At 45.8% G+C, this 23,609-nt stretch carries 20 protein-coding genes; 15 read left to right on the top strand and 5 right to left on the bottom strand.

The features are described from left to right. Window positions 1-3 precede the first annotated feature (3 nt). The gene (locus tag AC1DPK_RS28640) at window positions 4-351 is read right to left on the bottom strand and encodes a c-type cytochrome (protein WP_339204619.1); all 348 of its coding nucleotides are present in this window, start codon (window positions 349-351) and stop codon (window positions 4-6) included. Window positions 352-520: 169 nt separating this feature from the next. On the opposite strand from AC1DPK_RS28640, the gene AC1DPK_RS28635 reads away from it, so the two are divergent. The 5 genes from AC1DPK_RS28635 (at window position 521) to AC1DPK_RS28615 (ending at window position 5,661) form a co-directional block, all read left to right on the top strand. Further along, window positions 521-1,399 carry an AraC family transcriptional regulator gene (locus AC1DPK_RS28635; protein WP_477512376.1) on the top strand — a complete coding sequence of 293 codons (879 nt, stop codon included), beginning with the start codon at window positions 521-523 and terminating at the stop codon, window positions 1,397-1,399. Beyond that, window positions 1,399-2,640, top strand: coding sequence for an A/G-specific adenine glycosylase (gene mutY, locus AC1DPK_RS28630; protein ID WP_477512375.1), 1,242 nt, complete (start codon window positions 1,399-1,401; stop codon window positions 2,638-2,640). The genes AC1DPK_RS28635 and mutY overlap by 1 nt, the downstream gene beginning before the upstream one ends. A 28-nt stretch (window positions 2,641-2,668) precedes the next feature. Continuing rightward, window positions 2,669-3,301 carry a bifunctional 4-hydroxy-2-oxoglutarate aldolase/2-dehydro-3-deoxy-phosphogluconate aldolase gene (locus AC1DPK_RS28625; protein WP_076268942.1) on the top strand — a complete coding sequence of 211 codons (633 nt, stop codon included), beginning with the start codon at window positions 2,669-2,671 and terminating at the stop codon, window positions 3,299-3,301. A 17-nt stretch (window positions 3,302-3,318) separates the two neighbouring features. Then, entirely contained in the window at window positions 3,319-4,296 is a 978-nt protein-coding gene (locus AC1DPK_RS28620) for an alpha/beta hydrolase (protein WP_477512374.1), read from the top strand. Window positions 4,297-4,476: 180 nt separating this feature from the next. Continuing rightward, window positions 4,477-5,661 carry a transglutaminase domain-containing protein gene (locus tag AC1DPK_RS28615; protein ID WP_477512373.1) on the top strand — a complete coding sequence of 395 codons (1,185 nt, stop codon included), beginning with the start codon at window positions 4,477-4,479 and terminating at the stop codon, window positions 5,659-5,661. Window positions 5,662-5,751: 90 nt separating this feature from the next. Here the strand turns inward: AC1DPK_RS28615 and AC1DPK_RS28610 are convergent, their stop codons facing one another. Continuing rightward, the gene (locus AC1DPK_RS28610) at window positions 5,752-6,906 is read right to left on the bottom strand and encodes a conserved virulence factor C family protein (RefSeq protein ID WP_477512372.1); all 1,155 of its coding nucleotides are present in this window, start codon (window positions 6,904-6,906) and stop codon (window positions 5,752-5,754) included. Window positions 6,907-7,245: 339 nt separating this feature from the next. On the opposite strand from AC1DPK_RS28610, the gene AC1DPK_RS28605 reads away from it, so the two are divergent. From AC1DPK_RS28605 to AC1DPK_RS28570, 8 genes are all read left to right on the top strand, one after another. Beyond that, window positions 7,246-8,301 carry an MBL fold metallo-hydrolase gene (locus tag AC1DPK_RS28605; protein WP_445253948.1) on the top strand — a complete coding sequence of 352 codons (1,056 nt, stop codon included), beginning with the start codon at window positions 7,246-7,248 and terminating at the stop codon, window positions 8,299-8,301. Window positions 8,302-8,470: 169 nt separating this feature from the next. Next, window positions 8,471-9,538, top strand: a complete 1,068-nt coding sequence (locus tag AC1DPK_RS28600) for a Gfo/Idh/MocA family protein (RefSeq protein ID WP_441908444.1) — start codon at window positions 8,471-8,473, stop codon at window positions 9,536-9,538. Window positions 9,539-9,786: 248 nt separating this feature from the next. Continuing rightward, on the top strand, window positions 9,787-11,406 hold the full coding sequence (locus AC1DPK_RS28595; RefSeq protein ID WP_477512371.1) for an ABC-F family ATP-binding cassette domain-containing protein: 1,620 nt from the start codon (window positions 9,787-9,789) through the stop codon (window positions 11,404-11,406). Between the two features lie 390 nt (window positions 11,407-11,796). Beyond that, window positions 11,797-12,807 carry a LacI family DNA-binding transcriptional regulator gene (locus AC1DPK_RS28590; protein ID WP_477512370.1) on the top strand — a complete coding sequence of 337 codons (1,011 nt, stop codon included), beginning with the start codon at window positions 11,797-11,799 and terminating at the stop codon, window positions 12,805-12,807. 293 nt (window positions 12,808-13,100) lie between these two features. Continuing rightward, window positions 13,101-14,492: an ABC transporter substrate-binding protein gene (locus tag AC1DPK_RS28585; protein ID WP_477512369.1), complete on the top strand. Its 1,392-nt coding sequence runs from the start codon at window positions 13,101-13,103 to the stop codon at window positions 14,490-14,492. 203 nt (window positions 14,493-14,695) lie between these two features. Further along, on the top strand, window positions 14,696-15,778 hold the full coding sequence (locus AC1DPK_RS28580) for a carbohydrate ABC transporter permease (protein WP_076268933.1): 1,083 nt from the start codon (window positions 14,696-14,698) through the stop codon (window positions 15,776-15,778). Between the two features lies 1 nt (window position 15,779). After that, window positions 15,780-16,871, top strand: coding sequence for a carbohydrate ABC transporter permease (locus tag AC1DPK_RS28575; protein WP_430059722.1), 1,092 nt, complete (start codon window positions 15,780-15,782; stop codon window positions 16,869-16,871). A gap of 89 nt (window positions 16,872-16,960) precedes the next feature. Next, window positions 16,961-18,616 carry a glycoside hydrolase family 13 protein gene (locus AC1DPK_RS28570; protein WP_477512395.1) on the top strand — a complete coding sequence of 552 codons (1,656 nt, stop codon included), beginning with the start codon at window positions 16,961-16,963 and terminating at the stop codon, window positions 18,614-18,616. Window positions 18,617-18,692: 76 nt separating this feature from the next. On the opposite strand, the gene AC1DPK_RS28565 is transcribed toward AC1DPK_RS28570, so the two are convergent. The 3 genes from AC1DPK_RS28565 to AC1DPK_RS28555 are packed head-to-tail and all read right to left on the bottom strand — an operon-like array spanning window position 18,693 to window position 21,615. Beyond that, on the bottom strand, window positions 18,693-19,508 hold the full coding sequence (locus AC1DPK_RS28565) for an ABC transporter ATP-binding protein (protein WP_339204607.1): 816 nt from the start codon (window positions 19,506-19,508) through the stop codon (window positions 18,693-18,695). A gap of 51 nt (window positions 19,509-19,559) precedes the next feature. Beyond that, window positions 19,560-20,606 carry a FecCD family ABC transporter permease gene (locus AC1DPK_RS28560; protein WP_477512368.1) on the bottom strand — a complete coding sequence of 349 codons (1,047 nt, stop codon included), beginning with the start codon at window positions 20,604-20,606 and terminating at the stop codon, window positions 19,560-19,562. A gap of 1 nt (window position 20,607) precedes the next feature. Continuing rightward, window positions 20,608-21,615, bottom strand: a complete 1,008-nt coding sequence (locus AC1DPK_RS28555) for a FecCD family ABC transporter permease (protein WP_339204605.1) — start codon at window positions 21,613-21,615, stop codon at window positions 20,608-20,610. Window positions 21,616-21,812: 197 nt separating this feature from the next. Between AC1DPK_RS28555 and AC1DPK_RS28550 the strand changes: the two genes are divergently transcribed. Both AC1DPK_RS28550 and AC1DPK_RS28545 read left to right on the top strand, forming a co-directional pair. Beyond that, the gene (locus AC1DPK_RS28550; RefSeq protein ID WP_477512367.1) at window positions 21,813-22,811 is read left to right on the top strand and encodes an ABC transporter substrate-binding protein; all 999 of its coding nucleotides are present in this window, start codon (window positions 21,813-21,815) and stop codon (window positions 22,809-22,811) included. A gap of 108 nt (window positions 22,812-22,919) precedes the next feature. Further along, on the top strand, window positions 22,920-23,609 hold a 690-nt coding region (locus AC1DPK_RS28545), incomplete at its 3' end, for a cation diffusion facilitator family transporter (protein ID WP_477512366.1).

Genomic DNA, 23,609 nt, shown 5'->3' with positions numbered 1-23,609 from the left:
TTGTTATTTTTTGCTTGCCAACCAATTAGAGAGCCCAGCAATTTCTTCAGCGGTCAGACGCTCTTTAAAAGCAGGCATCGAGCCTTCGCCCTCTTCAATCTGTTTCGTAATATCAGCAGCACTCATGCGCTCTCCAACTTTTTGGAGATTTGTTGCCGGGCCTACTCTGCCTTGAAGCCCGGTTCCGTGACAGCTGACGCAATTGGCCTTATAAACCGAAATAACTTCCTCCGGCCCAATCAGCGCGTTGGTTTTCTCAGGAGAGCTGTTCTCTTTGCTTCCACAGCCTGCCAGCAGTAACACGGCTATAAAGAATGTTGTTGCAATAGAAAAACCTCGGTTCCGATTCATATATAGCAATCCTTTCGTTTATTCTTTATTATGGAAGATTCGGTCTTGTTTAGGATATTCATAAGACTTCCATATGAATTTGAATCGTTAGTTCGTATAATAGAGAAGATGTTAACCACTCGAGAGAAGATATAACTATTATATCTCAGTTTTACTTATAGGAGAATTCATGAAACCGACAATAGAAAGTATTTTGCAAAATCAGTTGAACAACATTCAAGCCGAGGTTATTATGACTGCCTATAACGAGTTTGAACCGGGCTGGTTCGAGCAAAAAACCGAGCCGGATTTTTTCCGTTTCGGTTATACAGTCAAGGGAGAAGCCCGGCTTAACATACAAAATGACACTTATTTCGTACAGCCGGGTACGCTTTATTTTTTGCCGGCGGGTACAAAACAATCTTTTGGTACAGAGGGAAATGAGAAGCTGGGGCTTTATTGGTGCCATTTCCGTTTGGAGCTTAGCGATTTTCAAGTTATAAATGCGCTGCAGCTTCCGCCATTTGTTTATGTGAAAGACAAAGAAATGATGAAGAACCTTTTTATAAAAATGAACGAATATCAGCATCGTAAATCGATTACACGAGAGCTGCGGTTAAAGTCGGTGCTGCTGGAGCTGCTTGCCTATTATTTAGAAGAAAGCCATGTGCAGAGAACAACATTCCAGCAATCGGATTTTGAGGTAAAATGGAATGAAGTGCTCGCCTATATTGAAGAAAATTTGCATCAGAACATACAAATTGAGGAGCTAGCTAAGTTTGCTTTTCTCCATCCAAACTATTTTATAACATCCTTCAAAAACATCATGGGCTGTTCGCCGATCCAATATGTGACGAATCGCCGCATTGCGATCGCAAAGCAGCTGCTTATGGAAACGGAGCTTCCTGTAGCCGTTGTTGCGAAGCAGGTTGGCATGCAAAATCATTACTTATCACGGCTGTTCAAAAGATATACAGGCATCACGCCGGTTCAGTATAGACGGATTGGAAAAAATACCGGAACCAATCGAAAGACGCTTACAACAAGAATGAACGAGGAGAAAAGCTAATGGGAGAAATAGATGTAAAGACATATTTTAGTACAGAGCTGCTAAATTGGTATCGGCTTATCAAACGCGATTTGCCATGGAGGATTAATAAAGATCCTTATCGGGTGTGGGTATCGGAAATTATGCTGCAGCAGACGAGGGTAGACACTGTTATTCCATATTACAATCAATTCATGAGTAAATTCCCAACGGTGCGAGCACTTGCTGAAGCACCTGAAGAGGAAGTGCTCAAAAGCTGGGAGGGGCTTGGCTACTACTCGCGTGCCCGCAATTTGCAAGCAGGTGCCAAAGAGGTCGCTCAGCGTTATGGGGGAATCGTCCCAGATGATAAAGCGTCCGTTGCTGGATTGAAAGGCGTTGGCCCTTATACTAGCGGAGCTATTATGAGCATCGCATTTAATCGTCCAGAGCCGGCAGTGGATGGTAATGTGATGCGTGTGCTCTCGCGATATTTTTGCTTGGAGGATGATATCGCAAAAGCTTCTACGCGAGTAGGCATTGAGAAGCTGGCTGCTTCGCTTATTCCAGAAGGCGCCGCTGGCGACTTCAATCAAGCGCTGATGGAGCTGGGTGCTCTCGTGTGTACGCCGAAATCGCCAAGCTGTTTGCCTTGCCCTGTAATGGAGCATTGTGAGGCGAGACTAGCAGGCAGAGAAATGGAATTGCCGATCAAGACGAAGGCGAAGCCTCCTCGTCCAGAGTTTAGGGCGGCAGCGATCGTTGTTGGCAGCGGAGAAAATGTAGGCAAAGTGCTCGTAAGGCAGCGTCCAGCTACAGGCCTTCTAGCCCAAATGTGGGAGCTTCCTCATTTGCTGCTGCCGCCGGATAAGGTGAACTGGCTGGATGAAACAGCGCCGAAGGAGCAGGGCGAGCTCGCCGAGATGATCAGCCGCATGCTTGATGAGGACACAGGACTTCTTATTCGTCCGCGCAGCTGGTTTACAGATGCTGATCATATTTTTAGTCATATTCATTGGAAAATGCGTTTTTATTTAGCCGATTTGGGTGAAACGTCTTATTCAGCTTTAGACGCAGACATCGCAGCTGCATCGGGCAGCGCAGCTATTGCTGCGGAGGCAGCGTCCTCTTATGAAGGGAATCAAAAGGCGGCAGCTATAGATGTTTCTACTGAGGAACATAATGAGCAGCCGGGCACTTACCGATGGATTTCAAAGGAAGATATGGACACGCTGCCGTTTCCGAATTTATTTTTGCGCATTTTAAAGCAATTTTGGGAATAAATGATTATAAGAGTCGGAGGAGAAGCAAATGAGCAATATGCTGGAGCTGCTCTTGCAGCACAAAATTGTAGCCATTTTACGAGGAATTGAAGATCGGCATGCAGATGATACAGCGCAGGCTTTAATAGACGGCGGCATTCATATGATGGAAATTACGATGAACACGGGCGGAGCAGCGGCTATGATAGAGCGTTGGCGTTCGAAGTTTGATGGAAAAGCTGCAGTAGGTGCCGGCACAGTAACGGATGTAGACCTTGCTAAGGAGGCTGTGGCGGCAGGTGCCCAATATCTCATATCGCCTAACCTAGATGAGGAAGTTATTGCATATGGCCGCGAGCACGGCCTCTCTGTATGGCCCGGTGTTATGACACCGACTGAAATTGTGAAAGCTTGGAAGGCAGGAGCGGATGCTGTAAAAATTTTTCCAATGGGCACGCTCGGCATAGGTTACTTGCAGGAAATTCGCGGACCTTTAAACGATATTCCGATGATTGCTACTGGCGGAGTGGATTTACATAATATTGCAGATTATTTTAAAGCAGGAGCAAATGCTGTTGGAATGGGCAGCAAGCTCGTTAATTTGGAATGGGTTCGCGAAGGGAAATTCGCTCAAGTAACGGAACGAGCACGGCAATTCGTAGATATCGTAAGCAAGTTATAGAGCAAGGAGGTTATCTCATGGACGTTGTCTTATGGATCGTTATCATCTTCTTTATTATTGTTTTGCTGCTTGCTGCGCTAATCTGGCAAATGGGCGCGCGCAGCCAGAAGCCTCGAAAGATTATGAATGCGGAGACTCCTCTTGTCGACACGCAGTGGCAATCCTTAACGTTCACTAATTATGGCTCTAAGCTGGAAGGCTGGCTGCTTCAGCCTGCTTCCAACGAATTGTTAAAGAACGGACTTGCACCTCTAATTATTATTGCGCATGGCTGGGGATCGAATCGGACGAGAGTGCTTAGGTATACGCGTCCGATTTATGAAGCAGGGTTCGCTATATTGATGTATGATGCACGCAGCCACGGCAACAGCGATTCGATTTCTGCGCCTTCCGCGCTCATGTTTCGGGATGATGTGCTCGCTGCTCTTGATACAGCCAAAAGTTTGCCAGGTATGGATCCAGACCGAATTGCTATACTAGGTCATTCCCTTGGCGGATTTGGAGCGCTGCTTGCCCTTGATCAAGGTATGAAGGTGAGAGCGGTCGTAACGGATTCAATGCCCGTCCATTTCGATACGATGATGAAATCGGAATTGCGACGCAAAAAACTGCCGCTTTTCCCGCTAGCCTATCTGATTCCGATGATATGGCTTATTCGTTCACGCATATCGTGGTCGCAGTTTAAAGAGGCCAGCATTCCTGCTGTAATAGCTAAACATGCCGGCAGCTCCGACATTGGCCGTACACCGATTATGATGGTTCATTCGAATGGTGATGAGTTTATTAGTGCGGAGGATCTGAAGCAGCTGAAAGAGCAATTGCCAGATCATCTGATTCAAACACTGTTCGTATCGACCAAAGGACATAGCACTTCCGAGCAAGATTCTAGCTTTTGGGAGAAGGTTATCCCTTTTTTGCTGGAATCCATGGAGTATGCTTCTATCAAAAAGGAAGCCCGCGGCACGAGGCTGCAGGCTTCAAGAGAGAATATATAATAAAGGGGGGTCATGAATTTATTATATAAGCATAAGATGAAACCAAGATGAGAGAAATATTACAGTTTGATTACAAGGCTGCTAGCTTATAAGCGGGCATCCCTTCTAGTTGAAAATATAAATGTGAAGAAGTTTCCGATAAATGGTTGCTTTCTTTCACTTATTGTTAAGGAGGTTCGAATGCGTAGAGTAGCTTCTAAATTGTTGGTGGTTGTCGTTATCGTAGTAGCTGCATTTTGTCTTGACCTCAAGCTGGATTTATTTCCGGCGGCAGCAGAGTCGGAGGAGGTGGCCGCCTTGGATGAAACGAATAAGATGGAGCGCTTGGAGCTCGAGCTTGCTAAACATTTCAAAGCCAGGTCCGAGCGGTTTTCAGTGACATACACGGGGGACAAGCAGGAACTATCGAAGAAAATGACAGAGGTCATTCGTGCTGCTTTAAAGCATGATGATTATTCAGCCTACATTCTTGAATCCTACATCTACACCATTCGCAGCTGGGGAAATAAATCGACGATTGCTCTGGAAGCCAGATACCGCGAGACACTGGAACAAACGGCAGTTGTAGATCGCACCGTTGCAAAGGCGCTCCAATCTATAATAGAGCCGGGAATGAATGAGCATGAGAAAATAAAAGCCATTCACGACTGGGTCGTTAGCCATGTGGAGTATGATAAAACATTGAAGCATTACACTGCTTATGATGCGGTGACACTCGGAGAAACCGTGTGTCAAGGATACTCATTGCTAGGCTATAAAATGCTGAAGCAAGCGGGACTGACGGTTTTAATCGCAGAGGGTACTGTGAATACGGGCGAGCATGCATGGAATATGGTGCAGGTAGACGGTGTTTGGTACCATTTGGATCTAACCTGGGATGATCCGGTCGCAGCAGCATCAGCAGGAAGCCAAATCACGGCACAAAAAGTTTCGCCAAGCGAGAGTACGATTCGTTATAACTATTATTTGAGAACGGATGAGGAACTGCGCGTTGATCACCAGTGGACTAGAACTTATCCTGCTGCAAACGTCTCCTATGCGGATACGATTCGTGAGTTGGAGAAGCAAGGGGGAAAGGCGGAGCGCAGCCGCTTCAGCAGGCTGAAGATCGCACTTGGCTTGCACTGGCTTGAACCGGAATATACGGTATCAAGCTCAGCGCAGCTGAATCAAGTTATACAATCGGCGCTTGATTCCAAGGCAGGGAGCCTGTCATTCAGATATGAGCAAGGTGATCAATTCCCAGCAGCTTTAAAGGCTGCCTTCAAACGTATAAACGTAGCAGTTGGCTATCGGGCAAGCTATGAGCCTTATGCTGGCGATCAATCACTTCTTGTTAATCTTCAGCTGGAATATACGAAATAATAGGATGAGGTGCAGAGGGCTGCACCTCATTTTGTTCCAATAGGAAAGGGGGTGCATTTCTGCACCCCCTTTCCTATTGGAGTAAATCAATTATTGCTCATTTTTTCTCGCCGCGGTCATTTGCTGCCATACAGAGCCGGCTGCTTCTTCACCGCGTTCAATCCGTTCAAGCGCCATTTTGGCTTGAAGCTGAATTTCAAATTCATTATCGTTAGCAGCTTCACGCAGCGCATCGATCGCAGATTCATCTCCTGCTTCATAGAGGAAGCGTGCCGCGCGCCAGCGGACAAGCTTGTTTTTGTCACGGAGCGATTCAATCATCGGTCCAACCGCAGCGGGATCACCAAGATCAGACAGCGTGTCGCCAGCCGTCCTTCTAACGGAAGTTGAGGAATCACGCAGCGCCATAAACAAATACGGCAGCGCTTCAGGCGCTCGCAGATCGCCAAGATAGATAACGGCAAGACGACGAATGGATGTGTTCTCATCCTTTATCGCTTGTGCAAGCAGAGGCAAACCTTCTATAGCGGAAACGTATCGCTCCAATGCTGCGTAACGAACCTGCCAATCCGGTGAGGCGAACTGCTCTTGCGCTTGTTCAAAAGTTAGCGGAGCTGGCCTTACGACAGCTGGAGCTTCTCCTTCAGCACCAGCATTCCCTTGCTCAATAGCTGCTTGCACAAGAGTGTCCAATCTCTCACTCGAATAGGAAGCTTCCAGCTCGCGTACAATTTCAGCTGCAATTTCCTCGGGCTCTCCGTAGCGAACGCCAAACTCCTCCAGCTTGCGCTCGCGAATCATGCCAGAGCCAGCGGCAAGGTTAACCGCCTCGCCAAACTGTGGCGGGAGCGCTGAACGTGCCTCAATGTCTCCCATTCTTACGCGCACCTGCATCGGAATGCCGCGATACATTTGAACGAGCACCTGTGCTTCGCCAAAGCTTGTTGAAGGTCCTTTCCCGCTGTTCTCGCCGTTGTCGCCATCAGCAACCTTCTGCAGCAATTGTCCTGCTTCAGCGAGTATAGCTGCCCAATCTGCTCCAGGCTTGCGGTCAAGCGCAATAAAGTCAGCTGTACGGAATAAGCTTTTCACTCCGTTTATTTGCAAAAGCTGCTGAAGCAGCTCAGGAGCGTCGCTTGCTTCATTCGCTTTGTAGGTGAGTCTGCGTCCGCGAGGGAGCATCTCATCGACGTTCAGCTTCATGGAATTGGGACTCGGCGTTGGTTCTATTGAAATTAGTTTCATAAGGAAACCTCCTGGGCTAATTGATATTTAGACGCTCATCTGCTTCATTTATGTAACAAATGCTGCGTCGAAAGCGTAATCTTATGTGTAAATGCTTTATAACCAAGTGTAACTGATTTTATGTTAGGATGCGAACGATGAAACGAGAGATTGTCTCTAATTCACATTTCTGGATAGACTGTCATACGAGTGCGTGGATGATTTCGCATAAATAACATATTTGCATTGAGTACCGCTGGCTTGGTATCTTAATAAAACAAGAAATGAATGCGAAGGAGGGATGGACGGTTGAAGTTAAAACGATTTGCTAATATAGATCCTATCGAGCAGCACACTTCAATGAAGCAGTTCAAAAGATGGCGTCAGGAACGCATTCGCAAGCTGAGAATGAAAGATTATTCATTCACCGTTCCGAATGTTGAACCTGACATCGCATACTTGGAGAATAACCGAAAATGGCCTTCTATTACTTGGGTAGGGCATTCCACTTTTTTTATTCAGTTCGGCGGATTGAACATTATTACAGACCCTGTGTGGTCGACTCAAATGGCATTTCAAAAAAGACTTTCAGCGCCGGGTATCAAGGTAGAGGACGTTCCGCCTATTGATATCGTGCTAATATCGCATTCTCATTATGATCATTTAAATATAAATTCGCTGCGCAGGCTGGTTGGCGCTAGACAATTGCTTGTGCCTGCAGGACTAGGTGCCAAGCTTCGCAAGAAGGGCTTTCTTAGAATTAAGGAGCTGCACTGGTGGGAATCCGTTATGTATAACGGCGTAAAATTCACTTTTGTGCCTTCACAGCATTCGACTCGCCGCAATCCATGGGATACGAATAGCTCGCATTGGGGAGGCTTTGTCATTGAGCGTCCAGCATCACGCAGCGAGAAGCTTGTAAGTCATGTTCGTGATACTTTTGAGGCCGGTGACGGAATGGAATCAGCTGCAGAGTCGCGAGCGCAAATCGCAAGCGCGTCCGAGCCGGCAGCTGCTCGGAGTTGTCCGTTTTTTAGTGGTACAGCTTCCGTCGAGCGGCCAGTCATATCTGATTTTCCGACTATTTATTTCGCGGGGGACAGCGGTTATTTTCAAGGCTTCAAGGAGATCGGCCGCCGCTTCCCGGTTGATGTAGCGTTATTGCCGATTGGAGCTTATGAGCCGGAATGGTTCATGGCGCCGCAGCATATTACGCCGGAGCAAGCGCTCCAAGCCTTCGATGATTTGGATGCCAAGTGGTTTATTCCCATGCACTATGGTGCGTTTAAGCTTGCGGATGATACGCCTCGTGAAGCGCTTGATCGCTTGGAGGCTGAACGCAGAAAACGATGTATTTCTGACGAGCGAATTCTAGTTCTGCCGCATGGCGAGACTTGGCGTATGTCCGGGAAATAACAAACGAGGACAAAGGTTTGCCAAATTCGAGCAATGACGACGGTAAGAGAACCCGTTATACTTGCTAAGTATAAGTATGCATAGTGGAATAATTTTAGGGGGCTTAGGTTTGCATGCGCAAATCTAAGCTTATCTTACGAAGCAAGGTACCTATAAGGAGGAGCAAGGAATGATTCATGCAAACATTCGTCTAGGCGTTATCGGTGCAGGTGCAATCGGTAGTATACATATGCAGACATTCAATAAAGTCGAAGGTATCGATGTTGTTGCTGTAACGGACGCTTACCTTCCGCTTGCTGAGCAGCGTGCTGCTGAGTACGGTATTGAAACGGTACATCCAAGCCCGCAATCGCTGCTTGAAGACTCATCGATCGATGCAGTTGTTATTGGTGTGCCTAACCAATTTCATGCCGAGCTTGCTATTGAAGCACTGAAGCAAGGCAAGCATGTTCTACTGGAGAAACCGATGGCCATTGATTCCGAAGCAGCGCGGCTAATCGTAGAGGAAGCTGAGAAATCAGGTAAAATACTAATGATGTCGCATCAAATGCGCTGGACTGGACTAAGCCGCGCACTTAAGCAGCGAATTGATAACGGCGATGTAGGCCACATCTATAACGCAAAGGCAGGCTGGTTCCGCAAAAAGGGCATTCCCGGCTGGGGCTCATGGTTCACTCGCAAAGACCAAGCAGGCGGCGGCCCGCTAATTGACATCGGAGTTCATATGCTCGATCTTTCGCTTTATCTCATGGGCAATCCGAAGCCTGTTTCCGTATACGGATCGACTTATGCAGAATTTGGTCCTAACCGTCTTGGTACAGGAACATGGGGTACGCCAAATTGGGACGGGTACTATGACGTTGAGGACCTTGCCTCGGCGCTTATTAAACTTGATAATGGAGCAACCTTGTCGCTTGAGGTTAGCTGGGCTGCACATTCAGCCTTCCTGCCGGAAGATCCATTTATTCATTTGATGGGAACAGAGGGCGGCGTAGCGATCATTGGCAATAACGGCAAGTATGTTACGCATGAGAACAATGAAGTCGTTGAAAGCGACATCACTCCGCTAGAGGGCGAAGAGGATCGGATTCTAATGAGCCGTCATTTTGTCGATTGCATTCGCGAAGGCAGGCAGCCGATTACGTCTGCACTTTCAGGTTATACAAATAACCGTATTCTTGACGCAATATATGAATCATCCCGCACGGGCAATGAAGTTAAGCTGAAGTGGGATTAATCTTTTAAAAAAAGACATCACTGCTTCATAGTGTATTGCTAAAAACCTTCCCTAATGCGACAACTGTATCAAAGTCGCATGGAGGAAGGTTTTTTTATCGTGAGATCTATGAATTAAAAGTAATCCTCGTTGCTGGATTGTCTATCCAAATGCTAAGGCAAAGGCAAAAGAAGGTTCGGTTTCCTTGCATACTGTGGTATAATAGATCAAGATAAAGTGATTTTGTAGTGAAGGACGGGATTAAACGAATGATTAGTACAAGTGGCATAACGCTCCGTTACGGGAAGCGGGCGCTTTTTGAAGATGTTAGCATTAAGTTCACGCCAGGCAACTGCTATGGCTTGATCGGCGCTAACGGCGCGGGCAAATCGACCTTTTTGAAAATATTATCCGGTGAAGTTGAGCAATCGCACGGAGAAGTGCATATAACGCCGGGTGAACGGCTAGCCGTTCTAAAGCAGAACCATTATGAATACGACGAGTCCGTTGTACTTGAGACGGTAATGATGGGTCACAAGCGTCTTTATGAAGTAATGAAGGAGAAGGACGCTTTGTATGCAAAAGCAGACTTCACTGATGAAGACGGCATGCGTGCAGGTGAGCTTGAAGCTGACTTCGCAGACATGAACGGCTGGGAAGCTGAGTCTGAAGCAGCAGAGATGCTAAATGGACTTGGTATTACTCCTGACCTGCATGATAAGAAAATGGCTGAGCTAAGCGGCAATGAGAAAGTCCGCGTATTGCTGGCTCAAGCATTGTTTGGCACACCGAACATTCTATTGCTCGATGAGCCTACCAACCACTTGGACATTGAGTCCATTCGCTGGTTGGAAGATTTCCTTGCCGATTACCAAGGAACTGTTGTCGTAGTCAGCCATGATAGGCACTTCCTGAATACGGTATGTACACATATTGCGGATATCGACTTTGGCAAAATCCAAATGTATGTCGGCAACTATGACTTCTGGTACGAATCCAGCCAACTTGCTTTGCAGTTGATGCGCGGTGAGAACAAGAAGAAGGAAGACAAGATCAAGGAATTGCAGGCGTTTATTCAACGCTTTAGTGCGAACAAATCGAAAGCGAAACAAGCAACTTCGAGACAGAAGCTTCTTGAGAAAATTTCGCTTGATGATATTCGTCCATCTAACCGTAAATATCCGTTTATCCTCTTCAAAGGTGAGCGTGAAGCGGGCAAGCAGCTCCTGCTTGTTGATGGCTTGACCAAAACGATCGACGGCGAGAAAGTGATCGACAATCTGACGATCGCTCTTAATAAAGGCGATAAAGTTGCATTTGTTGGACCGAACAGCTTGCCTAAGACTTTGCTTTTCCAATTGCTTGTTGGTGAAGTTGAAGCGGATGCTGGCAGCTACTCATGGGGTGTAACAACATCGCAGGCTTATTTCCCGAAAGACAACTCACCATATTTTGATGGTGTTGATTTGAACCTTGTGGAATGGCTTCGTCAATATTCAAAAGATCCGGATGAAACCTTTATTCGCGGATTCCTTGGCCGTATGCTCTTCTCGGGCGATGATGCAATGAAGAAAGCAAGCGTGTTGTCCGGAGGCGAGAAAGTTCGCTGCATGCTCTCCAAGATGATGCTTGAGGGCGCGAACGTATTTATTTTGGATGAGCCAACGAATCACTTGGATCTTGAATCCATTACGGCTCTGAATAATGGTTTGACAGATACGGATTGTACGGTTTTGTTCACTTCGCATGACCATCAGTTCGTACAAACGATCGCTAACCGCATCGTTGAAATTACGCCGAACGGTGTAATCGACCGGATGATGACTTATGACGAGTACCTTGAAAGTGCTGAGGTTAAAGCGCTTCGTGAACGTATGTACGCTGTTTAATTACTATAGAGCGTCAATCAGTGAGGATAGTCTCGCTGATTGACGCTTTTTTTGTCTAGATAAGGTTATGAAATTTAGTTTAAATGTCTAGCCACTTGCTTAAGATAACCAGCATGAAGCTTTACATTAATGACTATTTTAAAAGATACCGTTAAGCTCGAAAGCAGCCGTCTTATCTAAAGTTATGCAACAATTGGCATAAATAAAATGGACAAACATGCAAAATTTTAGGTTGATTTATGCGCAAAAGGGAGTTATACTACGTTTGAAAAGGTTTTCAGAAAAGCTTTTCAGTAAGCACTTTCATAAATGTGAAACATGACTCATTATAATAAAATTCAAACTAGCGCATGTTACATCATTCTTACTCATCAAGAAAGGCGTGCCATTATGAAATCGACTATACGCGATGTAGCAAAATACGCTAACGTGTCCATAAGCACCGTATCCCGGGTCATGAATGCGCCGGAAACTGTAGTGGAAGAGAAACGTATCAAGGTGCTGGAAGCTATTGAGGCGCTTCAATACCAGCCGAATGGATTTGCCAGAGGTTTGATTTACAAAAAATCAGACACGCTTGGCGTTATGATTCCGGATATAGAAAATCCGTATTATGCCGGCTTAATACGCGGAATGCAGGATGCGGCTGTTATGCTGAACCATAGTCTGATGATCTGTAATACAGACCGCGACAAGCAGCGGACGATCGCCTATGTGCAAAGCTTTTTTGAGAAGCAGGTAGATGGCATCATATTTACGAGTGATTCTTTGCATGAAGAATATTACGAGGAGATGCAGCGCTATCGTCTGCCATTCGTTCTAGCTTCTACCAATGCTCCGGAGTATGATATTCCTTCCGTTGATATTGATGATGAGCAGGGTGCGTATGATGCGGTCAAACATTTAATTGAAGCAGGACATCGCCGCATAGGTATGATTGGTTTTCCTTTAGGAATCACAATCTCCGGTGAGCCGCGATATACGGGCTTTAAGAAGGCGCTTCAGGAATATAACCTCTCAGAGAACGAGAATTGCATTGAATTTGCTATACATCGATTTGAGCATGCTTATGATGCAGCTGAACGACTGTTCACTCGTTGTCCCGAATTAACGGCCGTTTTTGCAGCTTCGGATGAATTCGCGATGGGTGCGATTTCATATTTGCGCGACAATGGCAAATCCGTACCTGAGCAAATGTCTGTCGTAGGTTTTGACAATATCCGAATGGCTAATATGTTTATACCTAAGCTAACGACGATAGACCAGCCAACCTATGATATTGGGTATCGATCCGTTGAGAAGCTGCATGAGCTGATTACAACGGGGAAAGTTGAAGTGCTCAGAGAAAAGCTTCCACATCATTTAATTGTACGGGAGTCAACCAAGTCCTATTCATCATAGGCGTGAAACGATAATACTTAGATTAGAATATTAATAGCGAAACGGCTTTGCCTCTAAATTTTGGCTTTGGTCGTTCGCTTTAACTCCTCTCTGAAAAGCTTTTCAGAGCAATGGAAGCGTTATCTATTTAAAAGATTTCGTTTTCGATACCTGTTGAGCATAAAAACAACCTACATTGGCACTTTAAAGGAGGTGAGGCAACAACTTGTTATCTGACGTTAATTTAACGTTTCAAAAGGGCCGAGTAAGTGTAATTTAATTACTGATTACTTAAACATGAAAGGATGAGGTCTATGTACACGAGAAAAACAAAAAAAGCATCGACTGTCTTTATTCTAACGCTAGCGCTTGTGATGACGATTACGGCTTGCGGAGGGAAAAATAATAATACAACGAACCAGCCGACAGAGAAGCCAGCAGAGGGCGGAACGAATGCAGGAGCAGGGGCGGGCGACAGCGCGCTGGCTAAAGCATTAAACGGCGATTTTAAAGGTAAAAAGGTTACGATGTTCGGTCCGTTTACGGATGCGGATGAAGTGAAATTTAACGAAAGCATTAAAGCGTTCGAAGATAAGACTGGAATCGACATCGCGTATGAAGGCTCTAAAGAGTTCGAAGCAACGATTTCGGTACGTGTAAACGGCGGAAACGCTCCTGATATTGCGGATTTCCCGCAGCCGGGTTTGCTGAAGGGCTTTGTGAACTCTGGTAAGGTAATTGATGTAAAATCATTCCTTAGCGATGAGTATTTGAAGAAACAATACAACCAAAGCTGGCTTGACATGGCTACGATGAAAGGTACTAGCGGAGACGTAATGTCCGGCATCTGGGCACGCAGCAGCGTAAAAAGCTTAGTGTGGTACAACAAAAAAGCATTTGCAGAAGCAGGTTATACCGTTCCAAAAACATGGACAGAGCTTATGGCGCTGACTGATCAAATCGCGAAAGACGGCGATCCAGCTTGGAGCATCGGCATCGAGAGCGGTACAGCGACTGGCTGGCCGGCTACAGACTGGATGGAGGATATTATGCTCCGCACGACTACGCCTGAAAATTATGACAAATGGGTATCGGGTGAGCTTCCATTCACAGACCCTGTAGTCAAAAATGCAGCAGAAAAAATGGCTGAAATCTGGTTCAACGAGGACTATGTGTACGGTGGAAAAAAATCGATCGCTACAACATCGTTTGGTGATGCAGTTAAGCCGCTATTCGATAATCCGCCAAAAGCATGGCTTCACCGTCAAGCTGGCTTTATTACAAGCTTCTTCCCAGAAGGCTTGACAGCTGATGATTACGATTGGTTCCCACTTCCAGCCATTGATGAGAAATATGGTCAACCAGCTCTAATCTCAGGAGATATTTATGCTATGTTTAATGATCGTCCAGAGGTTCGCGCTGTAATGGAATTCTTCACAACGGGCGAGTCGCTCAAAGCTTGGATTCAAACAGGCGGCGTAACAGCTCCTATGAATGATGCTGATCCTTCATGGTACCCGAACGATCAAGAACGCAGAATGGCAGAATTCGTGAAAACAGCAGAAACGATTCGTTTTGATGGTTCTGACCTTATGCCAGGCGCAGTTGGCGCAGGTACATTCTGGAAAGGTATGACAGACTGGGTAAGTGGAACAGTAGATTTGGATACAGCACTAAAAGAAATTCAAGCTGGCTGGAAAAAATAATTGACTGCTGCTTGAGTGATTCGGGGGCTTCTCGCCGCAAGGGGAAAGCCCCTCTATAATCAGCGCAGAAATTGGTGGCTTTTACGAAGAAAGTTTTGCTACGCAAACCTAAGTTTATGCTTACGAAGATAGGTTTGCTACGCAAACCTAAGTTTACGCTTACGAAGAAAGGTTTGCTTCGCAAACCTTGGAGGAGGATTCATATGGAATTACAGGCTAGGAAAGGCAATGCTCTGCGGCTACTGTTGTTATCCATACTCGTGCCAGTTATCAATATTGTCATTCACGGGGGCATATTTATACTTTTCCGCGACTCCAACCTTCCGCCTATCCTCAATGCGGTGTTTGCAGTCATATGGGGAGCAGTTGGTATTTATTCGATATACTATTCGTTTAACTGGGTAGTTGAAAAGTATCCGGATCAATGGAAGCGGAGAATATTGCCTTTTGTATTTGTTGGCCCAGCGGTGCTGCTGCTTGGTTGGCTGCTTGTCTTTCCGACATTGCGGACGCTATACTTAAGCTTTTTTGATGCCGGCTCGGTCAATTTTGTCGGTTTCGCCAACTATGTAGCTGTATTTACGGACCGCCTGCTCATCATGGCGCTGCGCAACAACTTGCTTTGGGTGTTCTTTGGCACACTGGCTTGTGTTGGCTTAGGTCTTTTAATTGCGATACTTGCTGATCGAAGCAGCTTCGAGAAGCTGGCTAAGGGTCTCATATTTATGCCGATGGCGATCTCGTTCGTAGCGGCAGGTGTTATCTGGAAATTTATTTATTACTATCAGCCAGGCCAGGAGCAAATTGGACTGCTGAATGCGATCGTCGTGAAATTTGGCGGGGAACCGCAGGCATGGCTCAGTATGATTCAGCCGTGGAATAACCTGTTTCTTATCGTTATTCTCATTTGGATGCAAACAGGTTTTGCGATGGTTATATTCTCAGCTGCGATTAAGAGCATCCCAGAGGATATGCTGGAGGCCGCTCGTATGGATGGCGCAGGCGAGGTTCGCATTTTTTTCAAAATCATGATTCCTTACATTGCGGGAACTTTGTTATCCGTTACAACAACGATTATTGTGTTTACACTCAAAATCTTCGACGTTGTTATGATCATGACAGGCGGACAATATGAGACGGACGTTGTGGCAACACAGTTCTATCGCCAGCTGTTTATGTACCAAAATGCAGGTTATGGTTCAACCTTAGCCATTGTGCTTCTCGTTGCTGTCATTCCAGTCATCATAATCAATCTGCGGCAGTTCCGTAGAGAAGGAGGGTTCTAATATGAGCAGGAACAAAAAATCCCGTAAGTCCAAGTGGCTCGTGAATACAGTGCTAGCTGTCATATGTCTCATTTGGACTATCCCGACGCTCGGTCTGCTCGTTTCCTCTTTCCGGCCTGCAGCAGATATATTATCTACTGGCTGGTGGAATATACTGCCTCATCGAGATTGGAGCACAACAGAGCAAATTCAGCTGCCCAAGGACACCGATCTTCGTGAGCCAATTAAGGTGAATGGAACAACGTTTACCGATGATCAGCTGCGTGCGGGTGTGGAGCTTAACGGCGAACGATTGATCTGGGAAAACCGGAGAGCTAGACTTCTGAACGTACAGGATAAGCAGTGGACGATCATYTCAAATTTTACAACTCAGAACTATGAGACGGTGCTGGGTGGAAAAACATATTCCATCACGATGCCAGATGGTACGACCAAGACAGAGAAGGGCAGCGGTATGTCGCGTTCCTTCTGGAATACGATTGCGGTTACAGTACCAGCTACCGTAATTCCGATTTTCATCGCATCCTTTGCAGCTTATGCTTTTGCTTGGCTTAAGTTCCCAGGGAGAAAGACATTGTTTGTTATTGTCATCGCTTTGCTTGTCGTGCCTTTGCAGGTAGCGCTCATTCCGATTTTGCGCGATTATACATCGCTTGGACTGAACGGCACATACTTTGGGATCTGGCTTGCACATACGGCGTTTGGTTTGCCATTGATCACATATTTTATGTACACATCAATTAGTCAGCTGCCCAAGGATTTGTTCGAATCGGCATTTATGGACGGGGCAACGAATTTTACAATTTTCAGCAGGCTCATCCTGCCGCTATCCGTCCCTGCGCTAGCATCGATCAGCATATTCCAATTTTTATGGGTATGGAATGATTATTTGATATCCCTTATATTTCTCGGAAGCCAGCCTGAAGTGCAAGTATTGTCAATGAATATTGCAAACATGGTAGGCTCCAGAGGAAATGACTGGCATTTGCTTACAGCAGCAGCATTTGTTTCGATGCTCATGCCGCTCACCGTATTTTTTGCACTTCAAAAATACTTTGTTCGCGGGATGCTTGGCGGCTCCATCAAAGGTTAACAGCAGCAAAAGAATGGCGAAGCGTCTGGACACGGTGTCCCCTCGCGCGCCATTTGTTTGTATAGAGAGAAGGAGAGTTTAGAGTGCAGATAAAACCGGCTTGGTGGAAGGAATCAGTTGTTTATCAGGTTTATTGGCGCAGCTTTAAAGATACAAATGGGGATGGTATTGGTGATCTTCGAGGTGTTATTGAAAAGCTGGATTATATTCAATCGTTAGGTGTGACAATGGTCTGGATTAATCCATTTAATGAATCCCCAGACAAGGACAATGGTTACGATGTGTCCGACTATTATACGGTAATGAAAAAGGCAGGTACGATGGAGGACTTTGATCAGCTCGTTGCGGAGACGCATGCAAGAGGCATGAAGCTGATGATGGACGTCGTCGTTAATCATACATCGAATCATCATCCTTGGTTCATCGAATCTCGTTCCTCGATCAATAATCCGAAGCGAGATTGGTATATTTGGCAGGATGGTAGAGAGGGCGAGCCGCCTACCAACTGGCGTTCTTATTTTAACCCTTCAAGCTGGGAATTTGATGAGACGACGAAGCAATATTATATGCATTCCTTTGCGATCGAGCAGCCGGATTTAAACTGGGCAAACAAAGAAATGAGAATGGAAATCTACAACATGCTGCGTTTCTGGCTGGATAAAGGAGTAGACGGGCTTCGGCTCGACGCTCTGGCATTGCTGGCTAAGCCAAACAGCTTCAGCGATGTAGAAGATCCACATGACATCAGGTATTTAACACATAATCCGGGACTGCATGATTATTTGCAGGAAATGAACCGTGAGGTTTTCCGGCATTATGATATGATGACCGTTGGCGAAATCGCGTTCGCAACACCGGAGACAGGTCCTTTGTTCGTTGAAGAGGAGCGTATGGAGCTGAATACGCTGTTCCATTTTGAAGTTGCGGATGAAATGCCGGAATGGGATATGGTTCGTTACAAGCGGATCCAGAAGCAGTGGGCGGAGGCTTTGGCTGGCCGAGGGTTTGGCTCGCAGTTTCTAAATAACCATGATCATACGCGGCAAGTATCCCGTTATGGGAATGACAAGGAATTCCGCGAAGAATCAGCTAAGCTGCTTGCTACGATGGTCCATACGCTTCCAGGCATTCCATACATTTATCAAGGCGAAGAAATCGGTATGACAGGCGTAAGGTATGAAACGATCGGCGATTATAAAGATATTGCGATGATTAACAGATATGTGGAGGAAGTCGGCAAAGGCCAAGATCCTGCCGCAGTGTTTCGTTCATTGCAGGCGCTTAGCCGTGATAACTCCAGAACGCCAATGCAATGGAATACGGAGCTTAATGCAGGTTTTGGCAGCGCCGAGCCATGGATTAAGGTTAATCCAAATTATGAAGAAATTAATGTAGAACAAGCGGAAAAAGATCCAAATTCAGTATTAGCTTTTTATCGGAAGCTCATTGCGCTTAGAAAGAGCAATCCAGTCATGGTTTATGGCGACTTTACCGATATAAGTGAAGATGATCCTAATCTATATGTTTATGTACGAGAGCTGGAAGGAACCGAATGGGTTGTGCTTTTGAATCACGGAGAAGAGGCCCAAACTTTTACGTTCTCGGATTCGTTTTTTGGAGAGGAAGCTTTGAAGCTGAAGCTGGTGCTTGGTACGTATGAGAATACATTAAGCACTTGGAATGACGAAGGGCGAAGCATCGAGCTGAGGCCATTTGAAGCGCGAATCTATGAAGTAATCACCTAATTCCGCGTGAGCGTGCGATTATAAAGAAATGGTGGAGCAGAATAAACCCTGCCCCACCATTTTTTTTATTATGTGCTTAACGCACGCTTTCTTGCTTTAATGGCAGCTTGCGGCCTTTCCCGTAAGGGATGCAAAGGGGAGTGCCAAATATGGGATCTGCTGTGATTTGGCATTCCATATCAAACACGGTGCGTATAAGCTGTTCGTTCATAATGGCTTCCGGTTTGCCCTGCGCATGTATTTGGCCGTCTTTCACAGCTACAATGTGATCAGCATATCGGCAAGCTAGGTTAATGTCGTGCAGCACCATCACAATCGTACGATTCTCCTGCTCGTTTAAATCAAAAAGCAAATCAAGAATTTCGATCTGATGGGCCATATCCAAATAGGTTGTCGGCTCATCAAGCAAAATAGTCGGTGTGTTTTGGGCTAGCGTCATTGCTATCCAAGCACGTTGACGTTGACCGCCGGATAACGAGTCCAGTGAGCGCGAGGACAGTTCGTCCATATGCGTCACTTCAAGTGCTTTTTTGACCATCTTCTCGTCTTCATGCGACCATTGCTGCAGCCAGCTTTGATAAGGATAACGGCCTTGCTTGACGAGCTGATGGACGGTTAAGCCTTCCGGTGCAATTGGACCTTGAGGCAAGATCGCTAGGCGCCTTGCGATTTCCTTGCTAGAGAGTTTGGCAATCTCATGGCCATCAATAAGAATAGAGCCTTCTTGCGGCTTTAAAAGGCGGGCAAGGGAACGGAGCAGCGTTGACTTGCCGCAGCCGTTGCTGCCAATGAATACTGTGATCTTGCCGGGAGGGATCAGCAAATCAAGATTATTGAAAATCGCTTTTTGTCCGTAGGATAACGTAAGATTTTTCGCTTGAATGGAGGACACGATAATCTCTCCCCTTTGCTTATTATTGTTTAATTATAAACGCGCAGTGCGTTATGATCGGTTGCGATGGCGATACAATAAATAGATAAAGAACGGTGCGCCTATCGCTGCAGTGAAGACACCTGCTGGAATATCTAGCGGAAGGAACGCAGTTCTTGCGATAAGGTCAGAGAGCAGCAATACAAGCGACCCTATTAAAGCGGACACAGGTATTACGCCTCCATAAGACGGGCCAACAAGCTTCCGGGCAATATGTGGCGCCATAAGCCCGATGAAATTAATGGCACCACCTATAGCAACCGCAACACCTGCGAGCGCAACGCTGATGATGAGCAGTATCGTTCTTTTGATTTGGACGGAGCTGCCAACGCTTGTAGCAACCTCATCGCCAAGCTCCTGGACATTAAGATGCCGAGCATAGATAAGCGCAATTGGAAACAAAACGACAAGCCATGGAAGCAAAGTCCAAAAGTCTCTGTTCCATGATACGCCGTAGATGCTGCCAGTCATAAAAGTAAAGGCTTTGACGGCTACCGCAGTAGGCGTGAAGGATGACGTAAGGATAAGCATGTAGGTAACCGCAGTTAATGCGGTAGCCATTCCGATACCAATTAGGACGAGCCTGAGCGGCGTGATTCCTTTTCGGTAAGCAAATAAATAAATGAGGAACGCGGCGGCAAAAGCTCCAATAACAGCACTGATCGGCATGAACCGGATGCTTATATGCGAAAAATACAAAATGAATATAACGGTGCCAAGTGAGGCTCCGCCCGTAATGCCGATAATATCGGGAGATGTCAAAGGATTGCGCACAATACCTTGCAGCAGCGCCCCTGAAACAGCGAGTGCTGAGCCTACCATTACAGCAATCAACACGCGTGGCAGACGAAGTGAAAAAATAATCATCGCATCTGACGAATCACCTTGTCCCACAAAAGTAAGTAAAACATCGATAGGATTAATGGTTTTGCTGCCAAGCCCAACACAAATGACGACTGCTGCTAAATTGGCAATTAGCAACATAACAATCACCATTAATGTTCGGCGGTCAAGTTGAAAGGAGTGTTTGCGGCCCCTGAGTGTGATCCATTTATTCATATTAGGATTGGCCTCCTCTTCTAGCGATAAACACGAAGAAAGGAACACCAATAATCGCTGTCATGATTCCCACGGGAACTTCCTTCGGAAATGAAATATATCTTGATCCGATATCAGCAGCAAGCAGCAATATGCCGCCAAACACCGCGCAGTATGGAATAACCCAACGGTAGTCAATGCCAACTAAATAACGCATTAGATGAGGAATAATAATGCCAACGAAAGCAATAGGGCCAGCCATAGAGACCGAGCCGCCTGCGAGCAGAACGATAATAATTCCAGCTGCTAATTTGATATAGACGGTTTTTTGACCTAATCCTACAGCAACGTCTTCTCCAAGCGCCAGCACGTTCATATGTCTTGCAAGCACGATGGCCGCTATCAAGGCAATACCCATATATGGAGCAGCGGCTGTAAAGATGTTCATGTCGCGTCCTGAGACGGAGCCGACAAACCAATAAAGCACCTGATCAAATGTCTGGCCGCTTGTAAGCAATACGCCCAGCGTGAGCGAAGAGAAGAAAGCAGTCATAGCAGCGCCAGCAAGCGTAACCTTCAGCGGAGTCAAACCATCGTTGCCGATCGAGCCAAGCGAGTAAACGAGAGTCACTGTAAAGGCTGCTCCTACAAACGCCAGAGTTGCAAAAGTCGTCATGCCGCTAGCTCCGAAAAAGGCAGAGCCGATGACGATGAAGAAAGCGGCTCCTGAATTCACGCCGAATATGCTCGGAGAAGCAAGCTGATTGCGGGTAATTCCCTGCATGAGTGAGCCTGCTACAGCTAGACTCGCTCCGACTGCGGCTGCGATAAACGCGCGCGGCACTCTTGCCGTTTGAATGATGAGCTGCTCCTGAGAGCCATCAAATGCGGTAAATGAAGCTAAAATCGTGCGCCAGCTAATATTCGTTACTCCAAATGCTATGCTGCAAACGATACCAGCAGCAAAGAGGAGCAAGCCGGTTATCAGCCCTATTATTTTCTGGGCTCGTGTATGTAATAATGTACTCATAATTTCCTCTTTCCTTGATGTCAATTGTGAAGGGTATTCATGATTTAGGACTACTAAAACATTTTAGGGGATCATGTACATAGTGTCAATGAAGTTGAAAATCATTATCAACAGTTATTGACTTTGTTTTATATGGCTGGTATAGTTTCGTTTGTAATAAAACTGAGAATGATTTTCAACATGAAGGGGAGAAAAAAATGTCTTATGTATTAAAGAAGAAATTTACTTGGACAGCATCCGCCCTATTGCTTGCACTAGCCGTAATTGTTTCGGGATGCGGCCAATCCGGTTCAAAAAATAACGAAGGCAATTCATCGGCGACAGAAGGAACAAACGCGTCAAAGACAGAAGACACGAGAGTAATTACGCATGCAATGGGCGAGACCAAAATAGAAGGCAATCCAACTCGTATCGTCGTATTATCTAACGAAGGAACAGAAGCGTTGCTGGCACTTGGCATTAAACCGGTAGGCGCGGTGAAATCTTGGACAGGCGACCCATGGTATGACCACATAAAAGCGGATATGGAAGGTGTTACCGTTGTAGGTGAAGAGAGTCAGCCTAACATCGAGCTGATTGCAAGCCTAAAACCTGATCTTATTATTGGTAATAAATTGCGCCAAGAGAAAGTTTATGATCAGCTTAAGGTTATTGCACCTACTGTGTTTTCTGAAACGCTTCGTGGTGCTTGGCAGTCTAATTTCATGCTATATGCTGATGCGATCGGCAAGAAAGCTGATGGCGAAAAAATCATTGCCGACTATGACAACCGTGCAGCAGACTTTAAAAGTAAAGCTGGCGACAAGCTCAACCAGAAGGTATCAGTCGTTCGGTTTATGGCGGGCAAAACGCGCATTTACTTAGAGGATACTTTTACAGGGATTGCATTCTCGAAGCTTGGAATTACACGTCCAGACAATCAAAAATATAAAGATACATTCGTTGAGGAAATTACGAAAGAACGTTTGCCGGAAGTAGATGCTGACATGTTGTTCTACTTCACTTATGAAACGGGTGATGGCAAAGGAACGAAGATGGAAGAAGAAATGTTGAAGGATCCTTTGTGGCAAAGCCTTCAAGTTGTAAAAAATAATAAAGCGATTAGAGTGAGCGATGCGATCTGGAATACAGCCGGCGGCGTCATTGCAGCTAATCTAATGCTTGATGAAATTTATAAGATTTATGAAATTAACTAAATAGTCGCTTTTTAAAGCAGTCGGTTCTTATACCGGCTGTTTTTTTCTTATAATAACGGGTAAGTTAATTAGGATATGATCGTTCGAATCGATACACTGGATTGTTGCATGGGTGCAAAAATACATACTTTTATTGCTTGGGGGGTATTTAAGCTGAATCAGTATGATGAGATTAAACAAGGCGAGAAGGGTGCTTGGGTCAGTATAGGCGCTTATTTGGGATTATCCGCCATCAAACTCGGAGCAGGCTACTGGTTCGTATCTGGAGCACTCGTTGCAGACGGCTATAACAACCTTACTGATATTGTTGCGTCAGTAGCCGTACTGATTGGATTGCGAATTTCACAGAAGCCGCCGGATAAGGATCATCCATACGGACATTTTCGAGCGGAGACCATTGCAGCACTTATCGCTTCGTTCATTATGGCGACGGTGGGCATCCAAGTATTGATCAGTGCTGTAAAATCATTGTTTGCTGCTAATCATCATATACCTAATCTAATGACAGCATGGATTGCTTTATTTGCTGCGGCATGTATGGGCGGGGTTTATATATATAATCGAAGGCTGGCCCTCCGAATTAACAATCAAGCTTTATTAGCGGCAGCTAAGGATAACTTGTCAGATGCTCTTGTGAGCATAGGGGCAGCTATCGGTATTATAGGATCACAATTTGGCTTGCCATGGCTTGATCCTGTAGCGGCAATAGCTGTAGGTATTATAATATGTAAAACGGCTTGGGAAATTTTTTATAGCTCTACGCATGCGCTTACGGACGGCTTTGATGAGAATGAGCTG

This window comes from Paenibacillus sp. 01T424, from assembly GCF_056398745.1.
Note: the sequence above shows the minus strand (reverse complement) of the source record. Positions and strands in the feature narration are given on the sequence as shown.

Bases quoted from the DNA above. Each gene is read 5' to 3' on its own strand.
- AC1DPK_RS28610 (WP_477512372.1), bottom strand. From the start codon at position 6,906: ATGAAACTAATTTCAATAGAACCAACGCCGAGTCCCAATTCCATGAAG.
- AC1DPK_RS28600 (WP_441908444.1), top strand. From the start codon at position 8,471: ATGATTCATGCAAACATTCGTCTAGGCGTTATCGGTGCAGGTGCAATC.
- AC1DPK_RS28595 (WP_477512371.1), top strand. From the start codon at position 9,787: ATGATTAGTACAAGTGGCATAACGCTCCGTTACGGGAAGCGGGCGCTT.
- AC1DPK_RS28550 (WP_477512367.1), top strand. From the start codon at position 21,813: ATGTCTTATGTATTAAAGAAGAAATTTACTTGGACAGCATCCGCCCTA.
- AC1DPK_RS28605 (WP_445253948.1), top strand. From the start codon at position 7,246: ATGAAGCAGTTCAAAAGATGGCGTCAGGAACGCATTCGCAAGCTGAGA.
- AC1DPK_RS28560 (WP_477512368.1), bottom strand. From the start codon at position 20,606: ATGAATAAATGGATCACACTCAGGGGCCGCAAACACTCCTTTCAACTT.
- AC1DPK_RS28615 (WP_477512373.1), top strand. From the start codon at position 4,477: ATGCGTAGAGTAGCTTCTAAATTGTTGGTGGTTGTCGTTATCGTAGTA.
- AC1DPK_RS28625 (WP_076268942.1), top strand. From the start codon at position 2,669: ATGAGCAATATGCTGGAGCTGCTCTTGCAGCACAAAATTGTAGCCATT.
- AC1DPK_RS28635 (WP_477512376.1), top strand. From the start codon at position 521: ATGAAACCGACAATAGAAAGTATTTTGCAAAATCAGTTGAACAACATT.
- AC1DPK_RS28640 (WP_339204619.1), bottom strand. From the start codon at position 351: ATGAATCGGAACCGAGGTTTTTCTATTGCAACAACATTCTTTATAGCC.
- AC1DPK_RS28580 (WP_076268933.1), top strand. From the start codon at position 14,696: ATGGAATTACAGGCTAGGAAAGGCAATGCTCTGCGGCTACTGTTGTTA.
- mutY (WP_477512375.1), top strand. From the start codon at position 1,399: ATGGGAGAAATAGATGTAAAGACATATTTTAGTACAGAGCTGCTAAAT.
- AC1DPK_RS28585 (WP_477512369.1), top strand. From the start codon at position 13,101: ATGTACACGAGAAAAACAAAAAAAGCATCGACTGTCTTTATTCTAACG.
- AC1DPK_RS28590 (WP_477512370.1), top strand. From the start codon at position 11,797: ATGAAATCGACTATACGCGATGTAGCAAAATACGCTAACGTGTCCATA.
- AC1DPK_RS28555 (WP_339204605.1), bottom strand. From the start codon at position 21,615: ATGAGTACATTATTACATACACGAGCCCAGAAAATAATAGGGCTGATA.
- AC1DPK_RS28620 (WP_477512374.1), top strand. From the start codon at position 3,319: ATGGACGTTGTCTTATGGATCGTTATCATCTTCTTTATTATTGTTTTG.